This window comes from Pedobacter sp. B4-66, assembly GCF_018492665.1.
GTDB lineage: Bacteria > Bacteroidota > Bacteroidia > Sphingobacteriales > Sphingobacteriaceae > Pedobacter.
This window is the reverse complement of the sequence record NZ_JAFVME010000006.1, coordinates 451,693-475,949: the sequence shown is the minus strand read 5'-3', so window position 1 is coordinate 475,949 and position 24,257 is coordinate 451,693. Positions and strand designations below refer to the sequence as shown.

At 39.4% G+C, this 24,257-nt stretch carries 21 protein-coding genes; 15 read left to right on the top strand and 6 right to left on the bottom strand.

All coding sequences use genetic code 11. The features are described from left to right. The first annotated feature begins 39 nt into the window (after nt 1-39). Nucleotides 40-804: a response regulator transcription factor gene (locus tag J1905_RS13695; protein ID WP_214227842.1), complete on the top strand. Its 765-nt coding sequence runs from the start codon at nt 40-42 to the stop codon at nt 802-804. A 74-nt stretch (nt 805-878) separates the two neighbouring features. Here J1905_RS13695 and J1905_RS13690 read toward each other — a convergent pair whose 3' ends face one another. Next, complete coding sequence (locus J1905_RS13690) at nt 879-2,291, bottom strand: alpha-L-fucosidase (protein ID WP_214227841.1); 1,413 nt, start codon at nt 2,289-2,291, stop codon at nt 879-881. A gap of 164 nt (nt 2,292-2,455) precedes the next feature. Between J1905_RS13690 and J1905_RS13685 the strand changes: the two genes are divergently transcribed. The 14 genes from J1905_RS13685 (at nt 2,456) to J1905_RS13620 (ending at nt 20,757) form a co-directional block, all read left to right on the top strand. After that, nucleotides 2,456-3,886: a sensor histidine kinase gene (locus J1905_RS13685; RefSeq protein ID WP_214227840.1), complete on the top strand. Its 1,431-nt coding sequence runs from the start codon at nt 2,456-2,458 to the stop codon at nt 3,884-3,886. Nucleotides 3,887-3,907: 21 nt separating this feature from the next. After that, entirely contained in the window at nt 3,908-4,612 is a 705-nt protein-coding gene (locus J1905_RS13680; protein WP_173090755.1) for a response regulator transcription factor, read from the top strand. 148 nt (nt 4,613-4,760) lie between these two features. After that, nucleotides 4,761-5,456, top strand: a complete 696-nt coding sequence (locus J1905_RS13675) for an alpha/beta hydrolase (RefSeq protein WP_173090756.1) — start codon at nt 4,761-4,763, stop codon at nt 5,454-5,456. A gap of 250 nt (nt 5,457-5,706) precedes the next feature. Continuing rightward, nucleotides 5,707-6,534, top strand: coding sequence for a sugar phosphate isomerase/epimerase family protein (locus J1905_RS13670; protein ID WP_214227839.1), 828 nt, complete (start codon nt 5,707-5,709; stop codon nt 6,532-6,534). Beyond that, nucleotides 6,521-7,279, top strand: coding sequence for a phytanoyl-CoA dioxygenase family protein (locus J1905_RS13665; RefSeq protein ID WP_214227838.1), 759 nt, complete (start codon nt 6,521-6,523; stop codon nt 7,277-7,279). The genes J1905_RS13670 and J1905_RS13665 overlap by 14 nt, the downstream gene beginning before the upstream one ends. 60 nt (nt 7,280-7,339) lie before the next feature. Further along, nucleotides 7,340-8,179, top strand: a complete 840-nt coding sequence (locus J1905_RS13660) for an AraC family transcriptional regulator (protein WP_214227837.1) — start codon at nt 7,340-7,342, stop codon at nt 8,177-8,179. A gap of 242 nt (nt 8,180-8,421) precedes the next feature. Beyond that, nucleotides 8,422-11,559 carry a SusC/RagA family TonB-linked outer membrane protein gene (locus tag J1905_RS13655; protein WP_214227836.1) on the top strand — a complete coding sequence of 1,046 codons (3,138 nt, stop codon included), beginning with the start codon at nt 8,422-8,424 and terminating at the stop codon, nt 11,557-11,559. Between the two features lie 11 nt (nt 11,560-11,570). Then, nucleotides 11,571-13,061, top strand: coding sequence for a RagB/SusD family nutrient uptake outer membrane protein (locus J1905_RS13650; RefSeq protein WP_214227835.1), 1,491 nt, complete (start codon nt 11,571-11,573; stop codon nt 13,059-13,061). A 35-nt stretch (nt 13,062-13,096) separates the two neighbouring features. Next, nucleotides 13,097-14,458, top strand: a complete 1,362-nt coding sequence (locus tag J1905_RS13645; RefSeq protein WP_214227834.1) for a glycoside hydrolase family 47 protein — start codon at nt 13,097-13,099, stop codon at nt 14,456-14,458. After that, entirely contained in the window at nt 14,449-15,087 is a 639-nt protein-coding gene (locus tag J1905_RS13640; RefSeq protein ID WP_214227833.1) for an HAD family hydrolase, read from the top strand. Before J1905_RS13645 ends, J1905_RS13640 begins: the two co-directional genes overlap by 10 nt. Before the next feature lie 265 nt (nt 15,088-15,352). Next, a complete protein-coding gene (locus J1905_RS13635) occupies nt 15,353-16,033 on the top strand; it encodes a response regulator transcription factor (protein WP_214227995.1) in 681 nt (226 codons plus the stop codon). Nucleotides 16,034-16,046: 13 nt separating this feature from the next. After that, nucleotides 16,047-17,414, top strand: coding sequence for a HAMP domain-containing sensor histidine kinase (locus J1905_RS13630; RefSeq protein ID WP_214227832.1), 1,368 nt, complete (start codon nt 16,047-16,049; stop codon nt 17,412-17,414). 151 nt (nt 17,415-17,565) lie between these two features. Beyond that, nucleotides 17,566-20,232, top strand: a complete 2,667-nt coding sequence (gene mgtA, locus J1905_RS13625; protein WP_284445108.1) for a magnesium-translocating P-type ATPase — start codon at nt 17,566-17,568, stop codon at nt 20,230-20,232. A 36-nt stretch (nt 20,233-20,268) separates the two neighbouring features. Beyond that, nucleotides 20,269-20,757 (top strand): hypothetical protein, encoded by a 489-nt coding sequence (locus tag J1905_RS13620; protein ID WP_214227830.1) that lies wholly within the window; start codon nt 20,269-20,271, stop codon nt 20,755-20,757. A gap of 56 nt (nt 20,758-20,813) precedes the next feature. Here J1905_RS13620 and J1905_RS13615 read toward each other — a convergent pair whose 3' ends face one another. The 5 genes from J1905_RS13615 to J1905_RS13595 form a co-directional block, all read right to left on the bottom strand. Beyond that, complete coding sequence (locus tag J1905_RS13615; RefSeq protein ID WP_214227829.1) at nt 20,814-21,662, bottom strand: helix-turn-helix domain-containing protein; 849 nt, start codon at nt 21,660-21,662, stop codon at nt 20,814-20,816. Nucleotides 21,663-21,742: 80 nt separating this feature from the next. Continuing rightward, nucleotides 21,743-22,345 (bottom strand): NADPH-dependent F420 reductase, encoded by a 603-nt coding sequence (locus J1905_RS13610; RefSeq protein ID WP_214227828.1) that lies wholly within the window; start codon nt 22,343-22,345, stop codon nt 21,743-21,745. Between the two features lie 21 nt (nt 22,346-22,366). Next, on the bottom strand, nt 22,367-23,023 hold the full coding sequence (locus tag J1905_RS13605) for a hydrolase (RefSeq protein ID WP_214227827.1): 657 nt from the start codon (nt 23,021-23,023) through the stop codon (nt 22,367-22,369). Between the two features lie 62 nt (nt 23,024-23,085). Then, complete coding sequence (locus J1905_RS13600; RefSeq protein ID WP_214227826.1) at nt 23,086-23,541, bottom strand: nuclear transport factor 2 family protein; 456 nt, start codon at nt 23,539-23,541, stop codon at nt 23,086-23,088. Between the two features lie 129 nt (nt 23,542-23,670). After that, nucleotides 23,671-24,255, bottom strand: a complete 585-nt coding sequence (locus J1905_RS13595) for a Crp/Fnr family transcriptional regulator (RefSeq protein WP_214227825.1) — start codon at nt 24,253-24,255, stop codon at nt 23,671-23,673. Nucleotides 24,256-24,257: the final 2 nt, after the last annotated feature.

Here is a 24,257-nt window from a genome sequence, read left to right as displayed (position 1 = left end):
GTAAATAGTACTGCAATACTGATTAATAACCATATTGAAATGAGTATCCAAAATACCTTGAATGAAAGATTATTAGCGCAAACATTTGAAGAAGAGCAGGATGCAGCTGTAATTCTTTCTCAATATCAGCATATGGCTTTTATGTATTCCCGAATAGAAAATGCTATAGCTGTGTTAAGCGATATGAAGGCTAATAAAAGTTATATTTATAATGGAAGGGTAGCGAAGGAGTTGGGTTTTCATGAAAGTAATTTACTGCAAGAAATAAACTCTATATGGGAAGATGCTATTTTTAATAAAATACATCCTGATGATCTTGTGAAAAAACATGTGACAGAGCTTAAATTTTTCAACAGACTGAAAAGTCTGCCTATTGTTGAAAGATCTGATTATCATGTTAAAAGCAGAATTCGCATGCGCAACAAAATTGGCGTTTATATATCTGTAGAACACCGTATGTTTTATGTACGTAGTGCATTAAATGGCAGTTTATGGTTAGCGCTTTGTCTTTATAATTTTTCTCATGATGAAGCTATAACGGAATCCTCAGATGGTGTAATTCTGAACTCTGCAACCGGGGAGAGGATAACGCCCAAGCAGCAAGAGTATGATCAAATATTATCTATTCGTGAAAAAGAAGTATTGCAACTGGTTCGAAAGGGTAAAATGAGTAAAGAAGTGGCAGATTTATTATCTATCAGTGTAAACACGGTAAACAGGCATCGGCAGAATATACTGGAAAAGCTGAGGGTAAGTAACACACTTGAAGCATGTCGGATTGCAGAGAATATGAATTTGATCTAATAAATCATCGTCATTCTGAATTTATTTCAGAATGACGATTTTACCTTTTTGAACACCCGAATTAATAAAATATCCTATCTTATTTCGTTGTATACACCAAATTCGGCGATAGATGGTGGCCCATCAAAAGATTGGATAGTCATTTTTACCTTTTCTGCCCAAACCCGATCAAATCGGAAAATCTGGATCTTATTATCTTTGTTTCCTTGTTTTGTCTCTAATGGATACCATTTTCCATTGGCAAAGTATTGGAGTGTAAATGCGCTTTTTGTATTTCTACCTTGGGTAATTACCAGCATATTAAAAGGTTTGGCCTTTTCAAAGTTTAGTTCATACCATGGAGATTTTACTTCAGGATTAGAAACCCATGAACTCCCAAAATTATCATCGTTAGCAAAGTCCATAATGTTCATGTCGTCACTCCAGCTACTATTACTTTTAACATGTTTAGCTATGTTACTGGATATAATTGGTGCTGTATGCTCTGGAACTTCTGGTAGCTTTTCTGGCTTTTTATATAGTTTTCCTATTTCTTTTAAAGCCTCTACAGCATTATCATCAATCAATCCATCCTTGTTTGGTGCCACATTCAGTATGAAATTACAGTATGCATTGTTGTATGGAACGATAAATTTATTTACCAACTCATTTACATTTTTAACAGGTGTTCCTGGAAAAGATGTTTTCCAAAACCAATTTTCCTGTAACGGAAGACAAGCTAGAGCTGGAAGTTTATTGTGCTCTTTGGATATGAACTGACCTGCACCTTGCTCGTAGGATTTGATATCGGTATAAAAAAGAGCTTCTGCAGGGTATTTTGCTGCATTAAGATCCATTACCAAACAATTGGGTTGTAGTGATTTTATTAGATAATATATATCCTCAAAAGGTACATCATCGTAAGAAATTCTTGACCATGGTGCATCCCATCCATCAATAACCAAAGCGGTGATTTCACCATAATTGGTTAATAATTCAGTGATTTGATCTTTAATCATTTGAATATGTTCAGGCGTTATCTGATTGGGGCGAATGCCATGATGGGTATCCAAAATAGAATAGTATAGCATTACTTTTAAACCATTTTTACGGAAAGCATTGGCATACTCTTTTACTACATCACGTCCAAAAGGGGTGTTCATTACATTGTAAGAAGTAGTTTTTGTGTTCCATATTGGAAATCCACTGTGGTGTTTGGTCGTTAAGCAACCATAGGTCATATTTGCTGCCTTTGCAGCTTTCGCCCATTGATCTGCATCAAATTTAGGCGATTTGAAGAGAGAAAGAGCTGCATCAGGGTCTGACCAATCCTGGTTCATAAAAGTAGGCATTCCATAATGAATGAACATGCCAAACCCAAGGTCAACAAAATCCTGTTGAAGCTGAGGAAGTGCCTTGTTTGCCGCTTTTTGCTGCGCCTGTACTGATTTCAAGCTAGATAGCCCTGAAATCAATAACATGAAAACTAAAATTCTTCTAATAGTCATTTTTTCTGTTTTGATATCAATTTATTGAATAGGTACAAATACAAATTTAAAGCGAGTAAGGAGTAAACTTATCGAATAGAAGCATAACAGAAGCTTAACAAAAGCTTAATGGCGAGAAAAATAAAAAAACTTACCCTACTTTTAAAGCAAATTGGATTATTGAAATGACAAGTCGCCTTTATAAGAGCATAGTTTTAGTCAGCTTTTTGATCTTGATCATTGTGCAGTTGAGGTTAATTTACAACACGTACACTTTGCGGGATAGGGACTTCAATTTAAAGGAGAAAACCTTACTCAACGATGAATATGGAAGAAGCATTCCTGCTGATAAAGTGTATCCCGGGGGCGGAAAGATTATTGACGCTATCTTAAGTCGAAATATGCCCAATTTACGAGATACTTATCTTAACGACAGGAAAGCATTTGATCAATTAGCTAAGCGGATAAGTGATACACTTTTTACCGTTTTACGAAAAGAAAGTAATATGGATAGCGTTTTCAAATCGATCGTTGCACGGAACGCTCTCGATACGAATATGCATTATTTGCTAACTTTTCAGTCTATAGAAATAAACTTCGACAACCGTATTGGAGACATTTCCATCTTTGATAGTAAAAAGGACAGCGCGTTCCTTAAAGAAAATAATCAAACTGATTATGGTGTTGTAATAGCCGGTAATCTCACTAACCCAACTCCCCAAAATAGGATCACTAACCTTTCTGTAAGCGGGAATTTGAATTATGATTACAGGGTTACATTTAGTTTGTTTGCTGATCATCCTTACCGCATGTTAAAAGTGGCTTATCAGATGCTACCAACATTTTCATTGGTAGCCATATGTATTCTTATCACTGTTGGCATTAATTATTATACATACATCAATTGGATGAAGCAGAAAAAGGAGGCGGAGATAAAATCTGATTTTCTAAATAGTATTAAGCATGAATTCAATACACCAATTACTACTATTTTAGTCGCTAGTAAAAGTCTGGATGATGAGAGTGTACTGAACGATAGAAATCGTGTAAAGGCGCTTGTGCATATTGTGGAAAGGCAGGCTCGCCGACTGGAATCGCATATTAATCAAATGTTGGAGATATCTGTTATCAAAAAGAAAGTGAATCTGGTAGAAACAGATTTAAACTATTCTGTTATGATACTCATAAATGATTATAGGGTAAAGCTTCAAAAAACTGACCATATTACTTTTGATCCATATGCTGCTGAAATACTGGTTATGATTGATTCGTTTGTTTTTACAACGATGCTCAATAATATGTTGGATAACTCCTTTAAATATAACAATAGTGCGCTTAAGCATGTAGAGGTATTTATTGACGAACAAGAGGGTGATTACGTACTGCATGTTGTAGATAATGGAACAGGTATTGAAGATGCTGCTAAAGAGAAAATATTCGATAAGTTCTTTCGATCAAATCAGGACAATACGATTCCCGGACTTGGGCTTGGTTTATATTACGTGAAGGAATGTTTGGATATTCACGGCTGGAGAATGGATATGAAAACAAAAATAGGTGAGGGTTCTGAATTTATGGTGTATATTCCAAAGCACTTATCAAAAACAGACCAGTAATTTTTTGCTTAAGGCCTTTGTATGGTTTATGATATTGTTATAATAGAGGATGAAATAGATTTAGGAAACGTTGTTTCTGAATACCTTAAATTAAGAGGCTTTAGTGTGCTATGGTTTAAAACTGCTAATGAGGCATTAGCCTATTATCTGTCAAATCAATTGGCCAATAAGCTGATTATTATTGACGTTCAATTACCAGACCTGGATGGATTTGATTTAGCCACCGAGATTATGAAAATCAATAAGAACCAAGCCTTTTTCTTTCTAACAGCACACAACGAGAAAGATAATCGCCTCAGAGGTCTTAAGATAGGGGCAATAGATTATATTGCCAAACCCTTCGAGATTGAAGAATTGGTATTGAGAATTGGAAATATTATCGATAAATTATCAAATACTTCTCTTGATAGATCCAATGACCAGCCTGAATTTATCAATATTGCAGATATCAAATACAATAAAAAGCAATTGTATGTTCTGTTACCTGATCACACAGAGGTATCTCTCACCCTGAGAGAATCAGAGTTATTGGACTATTTGGTTGGTAACCTGAATCAGGTGGTGAAGAAAAAGGATATTCTGATGGCGCTTTGGGGAAACGACGATTATTTTAATGGAAAAAGCCTTGAAGTATTCATTTCCCGCCTTAGAAGGTTGTTTAAAACATCAAATGAGATCTCCATTGAAAATGTATATGGACTTGGTTATATGCTTAAGGTTAAGTAATAAAGTCTTACTCAAAATCAGGAATTCAATTGCAATAAGTTAAAAAGGGAAAAAATTACAATATTTTGGGAAGACATCCCATTCCCTGAGCCTACATTAAGCCCCATCTTTGTATTGTTAAATCAATCCTAAACAATTAAAAATCAAAATGATGGAAAATTTAAATGTTAAGAATGTTGTCTTGGTACATGGTGCATTCGCTGATGGTTCTGGTTATAAAGCACTTTATAACGAATTGACAAAAAAAGGATTCAATGTAGTGGTAGTACAAAACCCACTGACCTCATTAGAGGATGATGTTCTGGCTACCCACGTTGCTTTAGACAGGGTAGGTGGGCCAGCTATCCTTGCGGGCCATTCATGGGGCGGTGCAGTAATTACCCAAGCAGGTAATCATCCAAATGTGGCAGCACTAGTTTACATCGCGGCATTCCAACCTGATAATGGCGAATCGGCCTTGCAATGGTTGCAAACTGCTCCTCCGGCACCGGAAAATGGTGTTTTGCCACCGGATGATAAGGGAATCGTTTACTACGACAAAGATAAATTCCATGCAGGTTTCTGTGCTGATATAGATAAAGAAGAAGCTGAGTTTATGTACGCTTCCCAAGGTGCTTTTTATGCAAAAGGTTTTGTAACCCCTATTACAGATGCGGCATGGAGACATAAACCAGCTTATGGATTAATCGCAACTGAAGACAAGAGTATTGCCCCTGAGATTCAACACGCAATGTACAGTCGTTCAAATACCATTGTTAAAGAAATTAAAGGAAGTCATGTAATATTCATGTCTCAACCAGAACTTGTTGCAGAAATGATCATTAAGGCAGCAGAAAATATTTAAGAATAACATCAAGAATAAATTATCCGTATACTGGGAAGCCTGTATACGGTTTTTTGTTTTTAAAGAGGGAGTACTTCATCGATAAAAGCAATTTTAAATATTCGTTTAGCGGCTTTAAATATGTTCTGATCTAAAGATATCACTAAAACATCGTTATAGCGTAATAAAAACTGCCACTTCCAGTAATCTTCAGTCGTTTTAACATCAGTGTCAAATTCTATTTTTACAGAGTAGAACACTCACTAAAAAAATGACTAAACTCCTCTTTTACTGTCCCTATTGGGGCATGCGCCCTATGCCTATAACCACCTTTTTGGAAAATGCCAAAAAAGAGGGTTATCATGGTGTGGAAATCGCATTGAACCCAGATCTGATGGATATAAAAACCATTAAAAGGCAATGCGACGATTTTCAGTTGGAACTGATTGCCCAACATCCATATGCTACGGGTAATACCGCAAATGAAATGCTGCCAGATTACCTGAGTAAATTGGAGCGTATTCTTGATATCGGACCTTTGATGGTCAATTGCCATACCGGACGGGATTACTTTAGCCTTGCGGAAAACCTGAAATTTTTAGTTGCAGCAAATCAGCTTTCAAAAGCAGCCGAGATTAGTGTAGTACATGAAATACATAGGGGCAGGTTTAGCTTTTGCGCCCCAATGATTAGCAGCTATTTAGATGCTTTCCCCGAGTTGGAGCTAACTGCCGATTTTTCACATTGGTGTGTTGTTTCTGAGTCTCTTTTGGAGCAACAGCAAGCCACCTTGTTAAGAGCCATTAACAATTGCAGTCATATCCATGCCAGGGTAGGCTATGCTCAGGGACCTCAGGTTCCTCATCCTTTTGTTCCAGAATATCAGGTGGAGCTTCAGCAGCACCTAAGCTGGTGGACTGCAATTCTGAAAGCGCATAACGAGAAGAAAGCCGAACGCTTAACCATAACCTGCGAGTTTGGTTCTACACCTTACATGCACAGTTTACCTTTTACCAATATGCCTGTAGCCTCGCAATGGGAGTTAAACGTACTCATGAAAAACTATTTACAAGACCACTTAACATATGAAAACTACTAACAATAACTTAAATCAGCAGGAGATTGCCTTTTATCATGAAAATGGTTACCTGTTGCCGAAGACCCCAATGTTTGAACAGGTAAAATTTGAAAGACTGTTCGATATTTTTGAAGAACACCTGGCTGGCCGTGGGGCTTTAAAGCCGGATGAACTTGATGTACCTCATATGCATGATGAAAGGCTGTTCGAATTCCTGATGGCCGATGAGGTTTTGGATATTGTGCAGGGCATTATTGGTCCGAACATCGGACTATGGAGCAGTCATTTCATTTGCAAGGAACCTGGTAGCGGGAATAAAACCCCTTGGCATGAAGATAGTGCTTATTGGGAGGGACGTTTCAACAGCTTTGAGGGAATTGTTACCGTATGGCTTGCTATAGATAAGGCCAGCAAAGAAAACGGATGCATGGGCGTTTTCCCGGGAACGCATAAAAACCAGACTTCAGAATACGAGCAGATCGCTACGGATCATAAGATTTTTACCATCCAGATTAAAGATTCTGCTACTTTAGATGAGAGTCAGGTAGTATGGTTTGAACTAAATCAGGGTAACTATTCCCTTCATGATTCGCGTATTGTACATGGTGCTAACGCCAACACTAGTACCACCAGGAGGACCGGGTATACCATGCGCTATTTCAGTACAGATCTTATCCTTAACCCAGAGCATCCCCACAATGCAAATCATAAAATTTACCACTGCAGAGGCGAAAATAAAGGCAATAATCCATTAATTTACCTATAAATCAGAATATAGAAATACTGCTATATTTGGTGAGGTGACCCCGTTAAAACTGATATGCTTATGAAAACCAAAAGATTCCTTTTAGAAAATTTTGTCAAGGAAAATGACAAGTTTCATATCGCCCGTACCACAATTCACTCCCGTAATGATCTTTCTTTGCATGATCATGATTATGCAGAAATATTTTGGGTAGAAAAGGGTAACGGGCAGCATTTGGTAAATGGACACAAAATCGCGCTACATCCGGGACATTTGGTGATGATCCGTCCTCAGGATCAGCACACTTTTACTTCAGATAAAAATGGAATTACCATTATGAATCTGGCATTTTCGGCCGAAACCATGGAGCACCTGGGAAGCCGTTATTTCCCCGACAGCAATTCTTACTTCTGGACCAGCGAGGTTGTTCCCTTTCATAAGCTGATGGATCTGAATACGATACATCAGATTTCCAAACGTGCTGAAAACTATTGGAAAGGCCCAAAAACTAATCTTTATATAGATAGCATTCTGCTCAGTGTTTTTCGCTTCATTAGTCTTTACGATAAGGTTAAAGTAGAGAATGAATCGATTCCTGCATGGCTTAATAAGGCGCTTCACGAGTTTTCTTCGCCTGAATTATTTAAGACAGGTCCAAATGGTTTTGCCCGTTTATGCGAAAAGCACCTCGATCATGTAAACAGAACTGTAAAAAGGTTGTTCAATAAAACCCTGTCTGCTTTGGTTAATGAATTGAGAATGAACTACGCTGCACAACAGCTGTCCATCACTAATGTTCCCATCAAAACCATATGCATGGATTGTGGGATTACAAATCTAGGGCACTTTTATAATCTCTTTAAAGAGATTTATCACCAGCCGCCTTCGGTATATCGCAAAACCACACAGATTATTGCTTGAGTCGTTAAAACATAAACAATGTACTCTTATAGCTAAACTTCTGTCGTTTTTATGTTAAAGATGGGTGATATATTTGTTAAAGGATAGAACCAAATTATAAACTAACAAACAAACCAATCAATTAACCATTTTCTGCAATGAATGTCAGCCTGTGTCCTAAACGCAGGCAGTCATGAATACGCCTTTTTTAAAGGTGCAGGAAGCTTATTGCGTATAAACTAACCAACTATTAATCAGAAATTATGATCAAATTAAAAAAAATCGGACTGCTCCTCTGTCTGCTTACAGGTGTTCTGCTGTCTTTTAACGCTGTTGCCCAACAGGCCTTTAAGGTAACAGGTACTGTTGTGGATAAAGATAAGGCCCCACTTACTGGGGTTAGTGTTTACCTGAGGGGGACAAAGACCGGTACCACCACTGATACGAAGGGTTCCTTTGAACTAAGTGTACCAAATAAAGGCGCCATACTGGTGTTCTCTTATATTGGTTTTGAAGAACAGCAATATTCAGTTGATGTTTCGGGCCCCATCAACATTACCTTAAATGAAGCAAAACAGGGACTTGATGAAGTTGTTGTGATGGGATATGGAACAATCCGAAAGAAAGACCTTACCGGATCTGTTTCCTCTATTAAAGGCAGTGATCTGGCAGCCATGCCGGTTTCCAACCCTTTAGCCGCATTAGGATCAAGAGTGCCCGGACTAAACATCAGCAACAATTCAGGCAGGCCAGGTGGTGGTTTCAGTGCTACAATCAGGGGGATCAATTCCATCAATGCTTCCAACTCACCTTTGTTTGTGGTAGATGGTGTGATAGGTGCCGAATTTCAGTCTATCAATCCTGCTGATATTGAATCTATTGATATTTTAAAAGACGCTTCAGCTACTGCCATTTATGGCTCTCAGGCCTCAAATGGGGTAATTATTGTGACTACAAAACGTGCAAAAGCTGGAGATTTTACCGTTTCCATTAGCAGCAATGCCGGTGTTGGTACCATGGCACGCCCGCTTAAAATGCTAGATGCTGCTCAATACATGGAGTATCAGAAGCGTTCCTGGGAATATGATCCTAAAAGAGGTAGCTTCCCTACCAATCAGCTTGGAACTTTATATCCTGAACTCTTTAAGGCAGACGGATCACCAATATATGATACTGACTGGCAAAAGGAGTCTAGTCGCAATGCGATATCCAACAATACCTATCTTTCCATTACCGGGGGTACAGAAAAAGCCAAGCAAGGCTTATATCTCGGGCTAATCAATGACAATGGTATTTTAAAAGAGAGTTTTTATAAAAAGCACTCTATCCGCTATACCACCGATATCAATCTTAAACCCTGGTTGGCAATCGGCGGAAGTCTTTCCTACAATTATAATAAAAAGAACCAGGCGGATGATTATGGTGTAGGTTCTATGACTGCAACCCGACTTCTGGCAGGAATGATCCCAATTGCGCCTGTGAAATTTCCTGATGGCAGGTATAGTACTATGCAGGATTTTGGATTCGGATATAATTACAATAGTAACAATGATTTTCTTGGCTTCTATAAAACAGGGATTTATACTGCAAACAATCCGGTACAGCTACTTAAAGATCTCTTGTACAACAGAACAGAGCATCAATTTCTAGGTAATTTTAATGCCAATATTAAAATCACCAAGGATCTGGAATTTAAAACCACCTTTGGCACGCAGTTCTTCGACAATAACAACCAGTTTTACGCTTCAAGGGAATTGCTGGACATTGGTAAAGATGTGGGTGGAAGAGCTTCCATCGATTACTCCAGAACGCTTTACTGGCAATCAGAGAACTTTTTAACCTATACCAAACAGCTGGATGTTCACCGCATTAATGCGGTATTGGGAAGCAGTTGGACAGGAACAACAAGCGAGGGCTTTAATGTCGGTTCAACCGGTTTCTCTACTGACTTCTTTAAATATTATAACCTTTCAGCCGGATCAGTTCCGGGAACGCCTGGTTCAAATTATGCAAGTCAGCGCATGAATTCATATTACGCTCGTGTTAACTATAGTCTGAAGGATAAATACTTACTAACGGTTACCGGACGTACCGATGGGTCATCTAAATTTGGAAGTGGAAATAAATATGCCTTCTTTCCTTCGGTAGCACTTGGCTGGAATGTTTCAGAAGAAGAATTTCTTAAATCAGCTAAAGCGATATCTTCATTAAAATTAAGAGGAAGTTATGGCATCACCGGTAATTCGGGTATTTCCCCTTATTTATCTTTAGGTACGCTGAGTAACAATACCATTGTTTACCTGAACGGCATCCGTAATGTAGGTACTACCATGGGGAATATCTCAAATCCCGACTTGAAATGGGAGCGCACAGCACAGCTAAATACCGGAGCAGATTTGGCCATGTTCAACAACAGGTTAACAATTACAGCTGATGTGTATGAAAAGAAGACAACAGATTTACTTTTAGCCAATCCCGTATCTTTTGTTTCAGGATACGGAAGTGTAACCGAGAATATAGGAAGTGTAAGGAACCGTGGTGTTGAAATTTCGGTTAACGGAACTGTGGTAGAAAGCAAAGACTTCTCTGTAAACCTGGGTATTGCTTTCAGTACCAATAAGAACAAAATTCTTGCATTAGGACAAACAAATGCAGACATCCTGCCTGGCAGAGTACCAGGTGGTCTTGTATACAATGTGTTAAGAGTAGGTGGCGCCGTAGGTGATCTGATTGGTTATAAGCGAATAGGAACCTGGGGTACAAATGAAGCTGCGGAGGCAGCAAAGTACAACAGGAAACCTGGCGACATCAAGAGAGAAGATGTAAACAAGGATTATGTTTATGACCAGAAAGATGTAACCTTACTTGGCAATATCTTCCCTAAGTATGAGCTGTACTTTAATTTAGGGTTGCGCTATAAGCAATTTGACCTTACCGCTACCATACAAACGAGAAGGGGCAACAAACAGGTTAACGCATCCAGCTTCGAACTTGAAGACAGACAATATTATCTAAATAGTTATGCCAGCTTAATCGCTGATGCATGGACACCTCAACATCAAAACACAATGGTTCCTGCTATTCGTACGCAGGCAGATGCTATGTATAGCGATTATCCTTCAGGTTACATCGATAGTCATTTTGTGGAAGACGGCTCTTTTATCCGTGGAAAAAACCTGACACTTGGATACACTTTTCCTGAACTAACACTAAGCAAAATCAAGATCAGATCACTGAAAGTATTTGCCAATGCACAGAACTTCTTTATGATTACTGATTACAGGGCCTATGATCCGGAATTATCCAGTGTAACGGCAGGAAGCACCTTTAGTCAGGGTGTAGACTACTTTGGTTATCCAAATGCACGTACCTATACTTTAGGTCTAAACCTTACCTTTTAAGCACCAGAGACATGAAAAAAACAATAAAAATATATTTATTTGCCGCCCTGTCCATCAGCATATCGGCAATATCATGCAAAGATCAGCTTCTAGAAGATGCGAGATCTTCGATCATTACCAAACAGTATTTTAAAACCGAAGGTGATGCGCAGGCAGCAGTAGCAGGCATTTACAACTACATTAAACAGCCATTTAATAAACTTGGTTATGATGATGTTCCTTATTCGATGCTTGAACTGGTAACCGGTATTTACGATAGTAAAGCGCAATGGCAATACGGACAGGATTACATTAACCTGAAGTATGATGCTGCCAATCCTGATTTCCTGGTATGGTGGGAGCAAGGTTATAAAGGGATTGAAGCTGCCAATCTTTCTATGGCAAATATCCCGGGAATCACTATGAATGAGGAGACCAAGAATAGGTTAATTGGTGAAGCTAGATTTTTGAGGGCTTACTATTATTATACCCTGGTCAATATTTTTGGAGATGTTCCTATGAAAATAACACCTACTTCAAAACCTTCAGAAGCCAATATTGCCAAAACATCGGTTAAGGATATTTATGAGAAAGTGATTGTTCCTGATCTTCAGTATGCGGAAGCACAGCCTCTAAATCCTACTACAGAAGGAAACGGAAGGGTTTCTGTAGCGGCAGCAAAGTCACTGCTGGCCAAAGTATACTTAAGTATGGCTGGTACTTTAAAACAAACTGAAAAGTATACTTTAGCTAAAACTAAAGCAGGAGAGGTCATCAGCAGTCAGAAGCATAAATTGTTTCAGAGCGAGGCCAATTTAACCTGGTTTAACAAGTTGAATAATCCTGCTTTCGACAATAAGGAAGAGCACATTTGGATGGCCAATTATGCAATAAACAATGCCAATAGTTCGCTTCCGGTTTATTTTCTGCCTAAAGAAGTGAAATTTGTAAATGCACTTCAGTTTGGGGGCTTTTACCCGAGTACAAATTTTATTAAATCTTACCATACCAACGACCTTAGAGGGATGCATAACATGGGCTTTTTCTTTAATAGCATTAATGTAAAAGGCAATGAGTACAATTTTCCATGGGCTATTTATAAGTTCTTTGATCCGGGAATTTTGACAACTGCCCCAAACTCTGCAAAGAACTTTCCGATGATTCGCTATGCAGATGTATTATTAACCTATGCAGAAGCACAGAATGAAGCAGATGGCGCGCCGGATGCAATAGCCTACGATGCATTGAACAGCATTAGAACCCGTGCCGGATTAACAGTATTAAGTGGCATGAGCAAAAGTGATTTCACTACCGAAGTTTGGAAGGAAAGATATTGGGAGCTGTGTGCAGAAGGTAAAATCTGGTTTGACGTTGTTCGGACCCGAAAAATATTTGATCCGGCAACAAGTACTTTTAGTGATGTGGTTGGCCATGTTATGCCAGGTGGAGCGGTATTTAAAGAAGAAAACTTAAAATTTCCAATTCCCGCAAGAGAAGTGCAAATTAATCCTTTACTTAAATGATCCTTAAAGAATATTTTTTAACCAATATACACAATATGAAGAACAAAATAGTTTTAACCCTTCTTTTCTGCTTTACTTTCGGTCTTTGCAGCGCTCAGGAGAAAGTAACAACAGCAAATGAGAAGAAAATATATGCTGAACGCGTAAAAACAGCCTTTAAGAAAGGTTGGAGAGCGTACATGGACTATGCCAAAGGGATGGATGCGGTTAATCCAATTGCAAAAAAAGGGCATAACTGGTATTCAGAAACCTTACTCATGACCCCTGTGGATGCATTTAGTACCATGCATGTAATGGGGCTTAAAAAGGAAATGGCAGAAGCCAAAGCGCTTATCTTCAGTAAGCTTAATTTTGATAAGGATATGGAGATTCAGCAATTTGAAATAGCCATACGTATTATGGGTGGCCTGCTGTCAGCCTATCAGTTGGATGGCGACAAACGTTTCCTAAGTTTGGCAGAAGATCTGGGTAAGAGGATGTTGCCGGTTTTTGAATCTCGAACTGGAATGCCTTATCGTCTGGTAAATCTGCGTACCGGTAAGGTTAGCGGGGTAACTACAAACCCTTGCGAAATTGGATCTATGCTGTTGGAATATGGAATGCTGAGCAAGTTGACCAACAATCCGACCTATTACGAGAAATGTAAAAAAGGCGTTGTAGCGGTTTATGATCGTAGAGGTAAAACTGACCTGGTAGGTACTGAGATTAATGTGGAAACGGGAGAATGGCTAAATAAAAGTGCCCATATCAGTGGTCGCATTGATGCCTATTATGAATACCTGCTCAAAGGTTGGTTACTTTTTGGAGATCAAGACCTTAAAAACATGTGGGATGTAAGTAAAGTAGGTATCACCAAATATCTTGGCGATCAAACTCCAAATGGATTCTGGTATGGTTATGCAGATATGGATTCAGGAAAGAGAACAGCAACCATCTTTGGTGCATTGGATTGTTTTTATGGTGCGGTGCTTTGTCTGGATAAGGACATGGAAACTGCAAAGAAATTGCAAACCTCTATTTATAAAATGTGGACACTGAAAGGTCTGGAGCCGGAGGCTATAGATTACAGCACCATGCAGATCAAAGCCCCTTATTACATGATTCGTCCTGAAGCGATTGAAGCTACTTATTACCTATGGCATAATACCAAAGATGAGCAATACTACCAACAAGGTAAAACCATGTTTGAGGCTATAGAGAAATATTGTCAGGTAGACAATGGATATGTACAGATTAAAGACGTAAACACCATGGAGAAATGGGATACACTAGAAAGCTTTTTCTTTGCCGAGACGATGAAATATTGCTACCTGTTTTTTGCTCCGGATAAGGCGTTTAACCTGGACAAGTGTGTATTAAATACAGAGGCTCACCCTTTCTTTAGAACATGGAAATAACAAAATATGATAGCCTGATCTTTGATATGGACGGGACTTTGTGGGATGCTGCAGACCTTTATGCAGCATCTTGGAATCGCAGCTTTGATAAACATAAATTAGACCTTTACTTAAGCCGGACAGATATTTGTGCTTTAACCGGACTGGAAAGAAAAGCCCTTATCGACAGGGTTATGCCTGGGTATAGGGAATCCATTTGTGATCAGGTTATTGCTGATGTAGAGGTATTCACCCGTGAACTGATCCCTGAAAGGGGAGGTAAACTATATGATGATGTTCATAGTGGCCTAAAGGAGCTCTCTAAACTGTATAAAATATTTATCGTTAGCAATTGTGATGCGCAGGTTATACGTCTGTTTATGGACTGGGCAAATATTAATGATTTTATAACAGATGAATTTGCTCATGGTGTAAATTTTAAGCCAAAAAACCACAATATCAGGTTACTTATTGATAAGTATAACCTGCAGCATCCCATCTATATTGGTGATACCGATGGCGACAGTCAGCAAAGTGAGCTGGCTGGAATCCCTTTCGCCTTTGTGAGTTATGGATTCGGTGAGACTTCAGCTTATCACCTTAAATTCGATAGTTTTAAAGCACTGACCAGCCATTTCTTAGCTGGCTAATCAAATAAGCCGGGAAACGATTTTTCCGGCTATTTCTTTTTCAAATTTCCTAGGTATTCACTATAATTCCTAAATACTCAAATTAGGTAACCAAGGATGGGGATTATAGGAGAGAAACTGATTTATTTTGGTTTAATAAATGTATGGTTGTTATGTTATTTGCAGCTAGGTGATAAGTACTATCTTTGCTTTGCTGATTAATTATGAAACCATTATGAGCAGTACTCATGATAGCCTCATTACCATTAAAACAAATCATATACGGATGGAAATACTGCTGATAGAAGACGACCAAAGGGTGGCCGACCTGATAAAAAGGGGACTGGAAGAGCAGGACTTTAAGGTAACCGTTGCCTTTGATGGGGAAATGGGAAAAAAGCTGGCACTTTCCAAACCTTATGACTTGATCATTATGGATATCATTTTACCCAAAATAAATGGTTTGGATTTATGCAAGGAGATTAGGCATGTGTATTCTAATATTCCCATTATTATGCTTACCGCATTGGGCACTACTGATGATAAGGTAGAAGGTTTTGATGCAGGAGCCGATGATTATCTGGTAAAGCCTTTTGAATTGAGAGAGCTTCATGTTCGCGTTCGGGCCTTGTTGAAAAGGAACCATGCGCCTGTAAAAGATCAGGGATTTATTTTGAAGTATGCGGATTTGGAGTTAAACAACCAAACCAAGACGGTATTCCGATCCGGTACCGAGATCAGTTTAACGCCTAAGGAATTGAAATTGCTGGAATTTATGATGCGCAACAGTGAAAGGGTGCTTTCAAGAGCTGAAATAGCTGAGAAAGTATGGGATGCACATTTTGATACAGGTACCAATTTTATTGACGTGTATATCAATTACCTGAGAAAGAAAATTGATAAGGATTTTTCAACCCGACTGATCCATACCAAGCCTGGTCAGGGCTTTATATTCAGAAGCTTATAAAACCATCATTAGTATGAAGATCAGGAATAGGTTAACTCTACTGTTTACAGCGATTATAGCTACGCTTTTGCTGGTATTTGCGCTAACAGTATACCTGTCTTATAGTAAAAATAGAGAAGAGGAGTATTATAAGGAACTGTATAAGTCGGCAATAACGAAGGCCAGTCTTTTACTGGATGCAAAAATTTCCCCGGCTGTGCTTCAGCTCATCTATAAAAATTCTTCTGATGAATTGTATCCTGAAGAAGTAGCCATTTACGATACACACTTTAAACTGCTTTATCATGACGCGGTAAGTATAGATAAAGTAAAAGAGACCAGAGCAATGATAGACGAGATCATTGCGCGTAAAAGGATAACATTTAATCAGGGTGAATTGCAGGTAATTGGATTTCTTTATCCCCATCAGGGAAAATTTTATGTAATTACGGCAGCTGCAAAAGACGTTTATGGGTTAAATAATGCTGAAGTACTTAAATATACCTTGTTTTCCGGATTCCTGATTGCGATAGTTCTTGTGTTTATTTTTGGTAATTTCTTTGCTAAACAGGCACTTAAGCCCGTATCAGACCTGGTGGGTAAGGTAGCAGAGATCAATGCGAAAAGTCTGGATTCAAGGGTTACCGAAGGGAATGGGAAAGACGAGATTGCAGAGCTGGCCATTACCTTTAACCAAATGCTTGACAGACTGGAAAACTCATTTGATGCCCAGAAGCAATTTGTATCGAGCATAGCTCATGAACTCCGTACTCCTTTAGCAGCGATGCTTGGAGAGCTGGAACTGTCACTTCAGAAGGAACGTAGCACAACGGATTACAAGCAGGCGATTAGCCATGCCATTGAAGACGGCCGACAATTGGCCAGGTTGAGCAGTAATCTACTCGATTTTGCAAAAGCCAGTTATGATCCGTCAAAAATCAGCTTTAAAGAACTTCGTTTGGATGAGATTTTAATGGATGCAAGAAGCCAGCTGTTACACCGCAGTCCTGGGTATCAGGTTAATTTGATTTTTGAAAAAGAAATTGAGGATGATGATTTCATCTCTATACAAGGGAATGAGTACCTGTTAAATACGGCATTTATAAACCTCATGGAAAATGGATGTAAATTCTCTGCCGATAAAGCCTGTCAGGTGGCTATCACTTATTATGCAGATAAAGTAATTATTCGCTTTCAGGATAATGGCATTGGTATTTCTGCCGAAGAACTGCCCCATATATTTAAACCATTTTACAGGGCCGAGAATAGTCAATATGCTGGAGGAAGTGGTATTGGGCTCTCCCTGACAAAAAAAATAGTGACGCTGCATAAAGGAGAGATATGGGTTTCTTCAGCAAAAAATGAGGGTGCAGTTTTTACTGTTGAATTTCCGCACGTTTAAAAATTCTAATGATTTTCTAATAAAATTCTAATTAGGCTCTAACCATGGGAGGGGCTCTTTATGTCTACTTTTGTGGCACATTAAAAAATAATAAGCAATGGATTCTGGTCCGAGTTATTACAAGAAATCAATTTTTTAACCTCCCTGCAGATTGATCACGCATTTTTCTGTAAGGGAAAATGCTGCAATCATGAAACTGATACACCAAGTTGCTAAAAAAGAAAATCAGGAGAGCTTATTGCTTCTCAACAGTCACCAGGAAGGACTTACCGGCCGCATGGTCGGCCTCAAAAGAAAACAGTTCGGTTTAAACGAAGTTCAGCACAACAAGGCCCCGTCCTGGTATGTGCAGTTGTTTCAGGCTTTCCTTAATCCATTTATTGCAGTGTTGATTGTGTTGGCCATTATTTCTTTTGTAATGGATGTGCTGCTTGCTGATCCCGCTGAAAGGGAGTATAAAACCGTAATTGTAGTGGGGGTTATGGTGATGTTGAGTGTGCTATTGCGATTCTGGCAGGAATTTACCAGTAGTAATGCTGCTGAACAATTAAAAAGTATGGTTAAAACCACAGCAACGGTGCTTAGGAAAACTTCCGGTAAAAGAGAGATCGATATTACTGAGTTGGTACCCGGCGATATTGTGCTGTTGAGTGCAGGAGATATGGTACCTGCTGACTGTCGTATTTTGCAATCAAAAGATCTTTTTATAAGTCAGGCGATGCTAACCGGCGAATCTTTCCCGGTAGAGAAAAGGCATGCCGCCATTGCAGATGCTGATCAGAAGGCATTGCTGGAGCTGGATAATATTTGTTTTATGGGAACCAATATTGTAAGCGGAACCGCATTGGCGCTGGTAGTTTGTACCGGAAACAGGACTTATTTTGGTGCCTTGGGTAAAACGCTGACAGGGAAAAGGGCTGAAACCAGTTTTGACAAGGGGGTAAACAAAGTAAGCTGGCTATTAATTCGTTTTATGCTGGTTATGGTTCCGCTTGTTTTCCTGATTAACGGGATTACCAAGGGGGATTGGATGGATGCCTTGCTCTTTGGTATCTCGGTGGCAGTAGGTTTAACTCCTGAGATGCTACCGATGATTGTAACGGCAAATCTGGCCAAAGGAGCTAGAAATATGAGCAAATCCAATGTTATTGTTAAGCGTTTAAACGCCATTCAGAACATAGGGGCAATGGATGTATTGTGTACGGATAAGACCGGTACCTTAACCATGGATAAAATTGTATTGGAAAGGCACCTGAATGTACAAGCCGAACAGGATGATGAAGTGTTGAAGTGGGCTTATCTGAATAGTTTTCATCAAACTGGCTTGAAAAATCTGCTGGATGCTGCGATTCTTGAACACATAGAGTTACACGATTATTTGAAGGTTGAGGAAGACTATCAGAAACTGGATGAGATCCCTTTTGACTTTCACCGCAGGAGGATGAGCGTAGTGTTGAAGCAAAAGAATGGGAAACATTTGCTGATTTGCAAGGGGGCTGTTGAAGAAATGCTGGCACATTGCAGTCACAGTTTTGATCCGGGAGAAGACCGTCAGTTGCACAAGGAACAGGATAAGGTTGTTCCTATGGATAAACAGATGCGGGACACGGTACTCAATACTTCCAGAAAACTAAATGAGGAGGGGCTCAGGGTATTGCTGGTTGCCATTAAAGAATATGATGAACGCCCGCTTAATTATAGCATTAGTGACGAATCGAATATGGTTTTAACAGGTTTTATCGGTTTCCTTGATCCTGCAAAACCATCTGCAAAGCCTGCTATCGAAAGTTTACATAAGCTAGGGGTGAGTATAAAGGTGCTTACCGGAGACAATGAGATCGTTACCCGTAAAATATGCAGGGATGTAGGCATTCCTGTTAACCATATTGTGTTGGGTGCTGAATTGGATAAACTAAGTGATGATGAGCTGTTGGAACAAATAGATCAGTTGAGTATCCTGGCTAAGTTAAGCCCGGTTCAAAAATCAAGAGTCGTTAAACTCCTGCAGCGTAAAGGACATACGGTTGGTTTTATGGGTGATGGTATTAATGATGCCGCAGCCTTAAGGGATGCAGATGTAGGGATATCTGTTGATACTGCGGTGGACATTGCCAAGGAAAATGCGGATATCATCCTGCTAGAAAAAGACCTGATGGTGCTTAGAAAAGGAGTGATTTATGGCCGTCGGACTTTCGGCAATATCATTAAATATATAAAAATGACGGCCAGCAGCAATTTTGGAAATATGTTTAGTATGCTAGGCGCCAGCGCATTCTTACCGTTTTTACCCATGTTGCCGATCCATCTGCTAATCCAGAATTTGTTGTACGACATTTCGCAGATTTCCATTCCATGGGATAGTATGGACAAGGAGTTTATTGAAAAGCCTCAAAAATGGGATGCAAGGGGTATTAGCCGTTTCATGGTCTTTATTGGCCCAATTAGCTCCATTTTTGATTATGCAACTTTTGCAGTCATGTTCTTTGTTTTTAAAGCGAACAGTCCGGAACATCAAAGCCTGTTTCAATCGGGCTGGTTCATAGAGGGACTGCTCTCACAAACCTTGATTGTACACATGATCCGTACGCGTAAAGTTCCCTTTATTCAAAGCTGGGCAGCAGCACCAGTAGTGGCGCTAACTAGTCTGATTATGGTTGTTGGTATTTTACTGCCCTTTTCGCCCTTTGCAGCAGCACTTAAACTTCAGCCTCTGCCGTTAAGTTATTTTCCATGGCTGGTTGGCATCCTGTTTAGCTATTGTTTACTTACTCAGATGGTTAAAAATTGGTTCATTAGAAAATTCAGCCAGTGGCTTTAGGCCAATGCTATGCAGGCTTTCTAAAAAAAATTAAGGATGAAAAAACGACTAAACTATACCTTAGGGTGTATCCTCAGTGTTGGCTTTTGTATCTGTAAATCATTAGATGCAACTGGTCAAACACTGCCAGTGCAGGCAGGCGACACAAAGATAGACATCGATATCATTACCATACCTTTCAAGATCAGGCCCGGAGTTAGGGGATTTCCGAGTCAGTTGAATGCAAATTTAAGTACTGCCCTATATCTTGGGAAACGAAAAGAAATGCTGGATAGTGGGTATGGATATGGCGTATTTGCCGGACTTGGCTCAGTAACAATGAATACTTATGTAACCCGACAGGCGATCGATTATGAATACGACGGGTTTGTAAGTAGTGTCGGCATTGCCGGAATATACGATGCCAAACGTTTCAACGTTGGCTTAGCACTTGGAGTTGATCACTTGATGGATAAGAACAAGACGAAGTGGATTTACCAGCATCAGCCCTGGGTGGGCATTTTGCTAGGTATTAATTTAAATTGATAGGTCATTGTTGAATATCTAACTTTAAAAGGAGCTTAGAGTTTTTTGGTAAGTCCTTAAATAATTTCTTTCTTATTTCTAAAGCGAAGGGGAGAATAAGAAGTGTGCTTTTTGAAGAAATTGCAGAAATAAGCAGGGTCTTCAAAGCCGAGTTCATAGGTGATTTCCTTGGCAGATTTATCTGTATAGTATAAGAGCCGCTTTGCTTCAATAATTATGCGCTCCTGAATAATCTGAATAGGGGTCTTTTGATTAAATATGGCAAAGAGATTTGAAAGTGTTTTTGGGGATTTGTTTAGCTGTTGAGCATAGAAATTTACTGAATGTTCATTGTGAAAATTGCCTTCTACCAGTAAATTGAATTTACGAATAGTGTTGAATCTATCGTTCTGCATTTTGGGATCCGGGATGTATTCCGATTTGGCTAACTGGGTTACTGTAATGATAAGTCTCTTCAATAACATCACCAACATGTCGTTTTGTACATTGTCACTCGTGTTCATTTCAGAAACAAACATTTGATGCAATAACAATATTTTTTTCCGGGCAGTTTCACTAAGATTGATAAACAAATTACGACTTATTCCAAACAGAAATCCTACACAGCTTACTTCTGAATCATGATCGATAATACAGTAAAACTCCCTGTTGAATTGCCAGGCTATTAGATCTGAGGTTCGCTCAAAGAAAAACGACTGATTGAACATCAGGGGTAAAATGGTCTGTGCTGGAAAATCAATTTCCTCATTGTCTATAGTCACCTTTTGTTGCTCCCCACGGTTCCAAACTATAGTGAAATACTTATTATCGCGGTCTTTACTATAGAAATGACGGTCAAAGTTCTGCTCCCCGCTTAGGAGCAGTAAGTGTCCGCCGGAATTTGGATCGGTGAGCAGTAGTTTCATTTTTACAGCTGATTGGACCAGGATTAAATCCTGGTCCGGGTAATCATTTCAAGTAAAAATAAAGTTTAACTGATTAATTTTTACATTTTCACCAGATTTAAAGTGGCGAGAGCTCCCTTTGCCTGTTGGAGTTTACTTCCCTCACTTAAAGAACCTAAATCTATCGGTGCAAAACCAATTGAGGTTATAATGTCTGCAATTTCATTTTTCGCCGTTTTGTCGTCCCCAGAAATAAACAAAACCCTGTTACCTCCGGCCAATTTTGGATCTGCGGCTAGTATTTTGAAGAAAATCGTATTAAAGGCCTTAACTACTCTTGCGCCAGGTAGCAATTCTGCAACTACTTCACTTGAGGCCCGGCCGCCAAGGTCTTGCACTTCAAAATCCGGGGCATAACTGATAAAGTGATTTGTTGCATCAATTACAATCCGGTTGTTCCAATCTGTAATTTTTGTAAGTGAGGGAACTTGCGACCAGGGTAATGATAACAATACAATGTCTGCTTTTACTGCTGCTTCTACTGTTGCTGCGGATGCCGCCCCACCTAATGCAGATATGATGTCTTTTAAAGTATCAGGCCCGCTGCTGTTGCTTAACATTACGGGGTGTCCTGCTTTTAAGAGGTATCGGGCAACCGTTTGCCCGATGTTGCCTGCTCCGATTATACCAATAGTCTTTTTCATAAATATGGTTTTAAAGGTTGCTTATTCAGTTACCGGAGTAGCTAACAATTGGAATTCCCATGTTAGGCTTGTTCCCACATTTCCCATATGGTCTACCAGCATTTCAGCTAAAGCAGGTACAGTGTCGGTACGTGCCCAATCGCGTTGAAGTTCCGAGCCAAAAACAGTCCAGGTAATTGGAACGGCACCTGCCTGAACCATGCGCATTACTGCCATTTCATGCGCTTCGAGACTTACACCACCAGAGGCATCAGTAACAATATACACCTCATGTCCTTCGCCTAGTGCCTGTATTACTGGCATAGCAAGGCAGATCTCTGTCCACAATGCGGCCATAACGATCTTCTTTTTCCCTGTAGCTTTTACCCAATCTACAATACGTGGGTCTTGCCAAGTGTTGATAAAGGTTCTGTCGATAGGTTTCTGGTCGGGGAATATCTCTTGTAGCTGCTTGATAAGTAGCCCGCCGCGTTGTTCTACAACTGTAGTGAAAAGAGTGGGTACTCCAAATACTTTTGCTGATTTGGTTAATCCAACAACATTGTTAATTATGGTTTGGGTATCGTGACTTCGCAATCCGGCGAACTGGAAAGGTTGGTGGTCAATCAATATCAATACACAGTTGTCTGGGGTTAACAGGGCACCAAGTCCTGCTTTTGGGTTTTCTTTTGCTAACATTTTCGATTTAAATTAGGGTTAATGAAATTGAATTTTTATGGATTGATGAAAATGAATGGCTATTAATCGTACATAGACGAGGGGGTAATGTCTTTTGGAATGTCCTGTATGATATCCCAGTGTTCGGCAATCTTGCCATCTTTGATGCGCCATATGTCCATAGACATTTTGCCATGATCACCCGGAAAATCCTGTGTATAACATTGGATCCATACCAGATCATGCTCAGCAGTTATGCGTTTGATGTTGACTTTAAACTCAGGGAACTTCCCAAATAGATGCTTGTTGACGGCGTTAATTGTAGCTTCTACTCCTTTGCCGGAATAGGGATGATGGTTTACAAAATCAGGATGCATCATCTTTTTGGCTTTTTCAAGATCTTTATCATTGTAAAAAAGGAGAAAGAAATCGGAGACGATCTTTTTATTCTTTTCTTCCTGAACCAGGTTTCGTTTTGGTTGAGATGCGGCAACCAAAGAGCTGCCGAACAGGGTAAGTAGTAATATTAGCTTTTTCATTTTTCTTCTCTATTGGTGTTAAATTGCTGAATTGTTTATCGTAACAATCACACCTAAAGATACAGGGCAAATTCGGGGTTGAAATTGATCTGAAGTAAGAAAATGGCTTGATATAGATCAATAATTCTATTACTTTCCCAACAACGATTTCCGTACCCTGCTTAGGGTTTCGGGGGTGATACCAAGATAGGAGGCCAGCATGTTTTGAGGGAAACGCTTAACGAAAACTGGATTGGTTTCCATGAGATAGATAAATTTCTCTTCAGCGGTATAGCTGATTGTGGCTTCTACTCTTTTTTGAGAGGCTATAAAACTATTCTCATCTAAAATATGAGCCATCTTTAAAAACAGTGGGGAACGTTCTTTGAGGGAGTTGATTTCGTCGCGAGTAGTAACCAGTAAGTTGGTGTCTTCAATTGCATCAATATTATATCTGGAGGGAGTAAGGTTGGTAAAACTGCCGCGGTCACTAATCCACCATTCCTCAATGCCGAAACTAATGATATGCTCGTTGCCTTTATCATCGATATGGTATTGCCTCATAGCTCCATTGATAATAAAGCTCATAAATTTGCAAACGCTTCCCTCATGTAACAGGAATTGCCTTTTCTTTAAGGTTTTCATTTTAAAAGCCGCCTCCACATACTTGAATTCTTCATCAGAAATGGTTGAAGAAGTGATTCTGTTGATATAATTTCTAAGTGAATGGAGCATAA

Excerpts from the sequence above, each read along its gene's own strand:
- J1905_RS13695 (WP_214227842.1), top strand. The coding sequence starts at position 40 with ATGAGTATCCAAAATACCTTGAATGAAAGATTATTAGCGCAAACATTT.
- J1905_RS13690 (WP_214227841.1), bottom strand. The coding sequence starts at position 2,291 with ATGACTATTAGAAGAATTTTAGTTTTCATGTTATTGATTTCAGGGCTA.
- J1905_RS13685 (WP_214227840.1), top strand. The coding sequence starts at position 2,456 with ATGACAAGTCGCCTTTATAAGAGCATAGTTTTAGTCAGCTTTTTGATC.
- J1905_RS13680 (WP_173090755.1), top strand. The coding sequence starts at position 3,908 with ATGGTTTATGATATTGTTATAATAGAGGATGAAATAGATTTAGGAAAC.
- J1905_RS13675 (WP_173090756.1), top strand. The coding sequence starts at position 4,761 with ATGATGGAAAATTTAAATGTTAAGAATGTTGTCTTGGTACATGGTGCA.
- J1905_RS13670 (WP_214227839.1), top strand. The coding sequence starts at position 5,707 with ATGACTAAACTCCTCTTTTACTGTCCCTATTGGGGCATGCGCCCTATG.
- J1905_RS13665 (WP_214227838.1), top strand. The coding sequence starts at position 6,521 with ATGAAAACTACTAACAATAACTTAAATCAGCAGGAGATTGCCTTTTAT.
- J1905_RS13660 (WP_214227837.1), top strand. The coding sequence starts at position 7,340 with ATGAAAACCAAAAGATTCCTTTTAGAAAATTTTGTCAAGGAAAATGAC.
- J1905_RS13655 (WP_214227836.1), top strand. The coding sequence starts at position 8,422 with ATGATCAAATTAAAAAAAATCGGACTGCTCCTCTGTCTGCTTACAGGT.
- J1905_RS13650 (WP_214227835.1), top strand. The coding sequence starts at position 11,571 with ATGAAAAAAACAATAAAAATATATTTATTTGCCGCCCTGTCCATCAGC.
- J1905_RS13645 (WP_214227834.1), top strand. The coding sequence starts at position 13,097 with ATGAAGAACAAAATAGTTTTAACCCTTCTTTTCTGCTTTACTTTCGGT.
- J1905_RS13640 (WP_214227833.1), top strand. The coding sequence starts at position 14,449 with ATGGAAATAACAAAATATGATAGCCTGATCTTTGATATGGACGGGACT.
- J1905_RS13635 (WP_214227995.1), top strand. The coding sequence starts at position 15,353 with ATGGAAATACTGCTGATAGAAGACGACCAAAGGGTGGCCGACCTGATA.
- J1905_RS13630 (WP_214227832.1), top strand. The coding sequence starts at position 16,047 with ATGAAGATCAGGAATAGGTTAACTCTACTGTTTACAGCGATTATAGCT.
- J1905_RS13620 (WP_214227830.1), top strand. The coding sequence starts at position 20,269 with ATGAAAAAACGACTAAACTATACCTTAGGGTGTATCCTCAGTGTTGGC.
- J1905_RS13615 (WP_214227829.1), bottom strand. The coding sequence starts at position 21,662 with ATGAAACTACTGCTCACCGATCCAAATTCCGGCGGACACTTACTGCTC.
- J1905_RS13610 (WP_214227828.1), bottom strand. The coding sequence starts at position 22,345 with ATGAAAAAGACTATTGGTATAATCGGAGCAGGCAACATCGGGCAAACG.
- J1905_RS13605 (WP_214227827.1), bottom strand. The coding sequence starts at position 23,023 with ATGTTAGCAAAAGAAAACCCAAAAGCAGGACTTGGTGCCCTGTTAACC.
- J1905_RS13600 (WP_214227826.1), bottom strand. The coding sequence starts at position 23,541 with ATGAAAAAGCTAATATTACTACTTACCCTGTTCGGCAGCTCTTTGGTT.
- J1905_RS13595 (WP_214227825.1), bottom strand. The coding sequence starts at position 24,255 with ATGCTCCATTCACTTAGAAATTATATCAACAGAATCACTTCTTCAACC.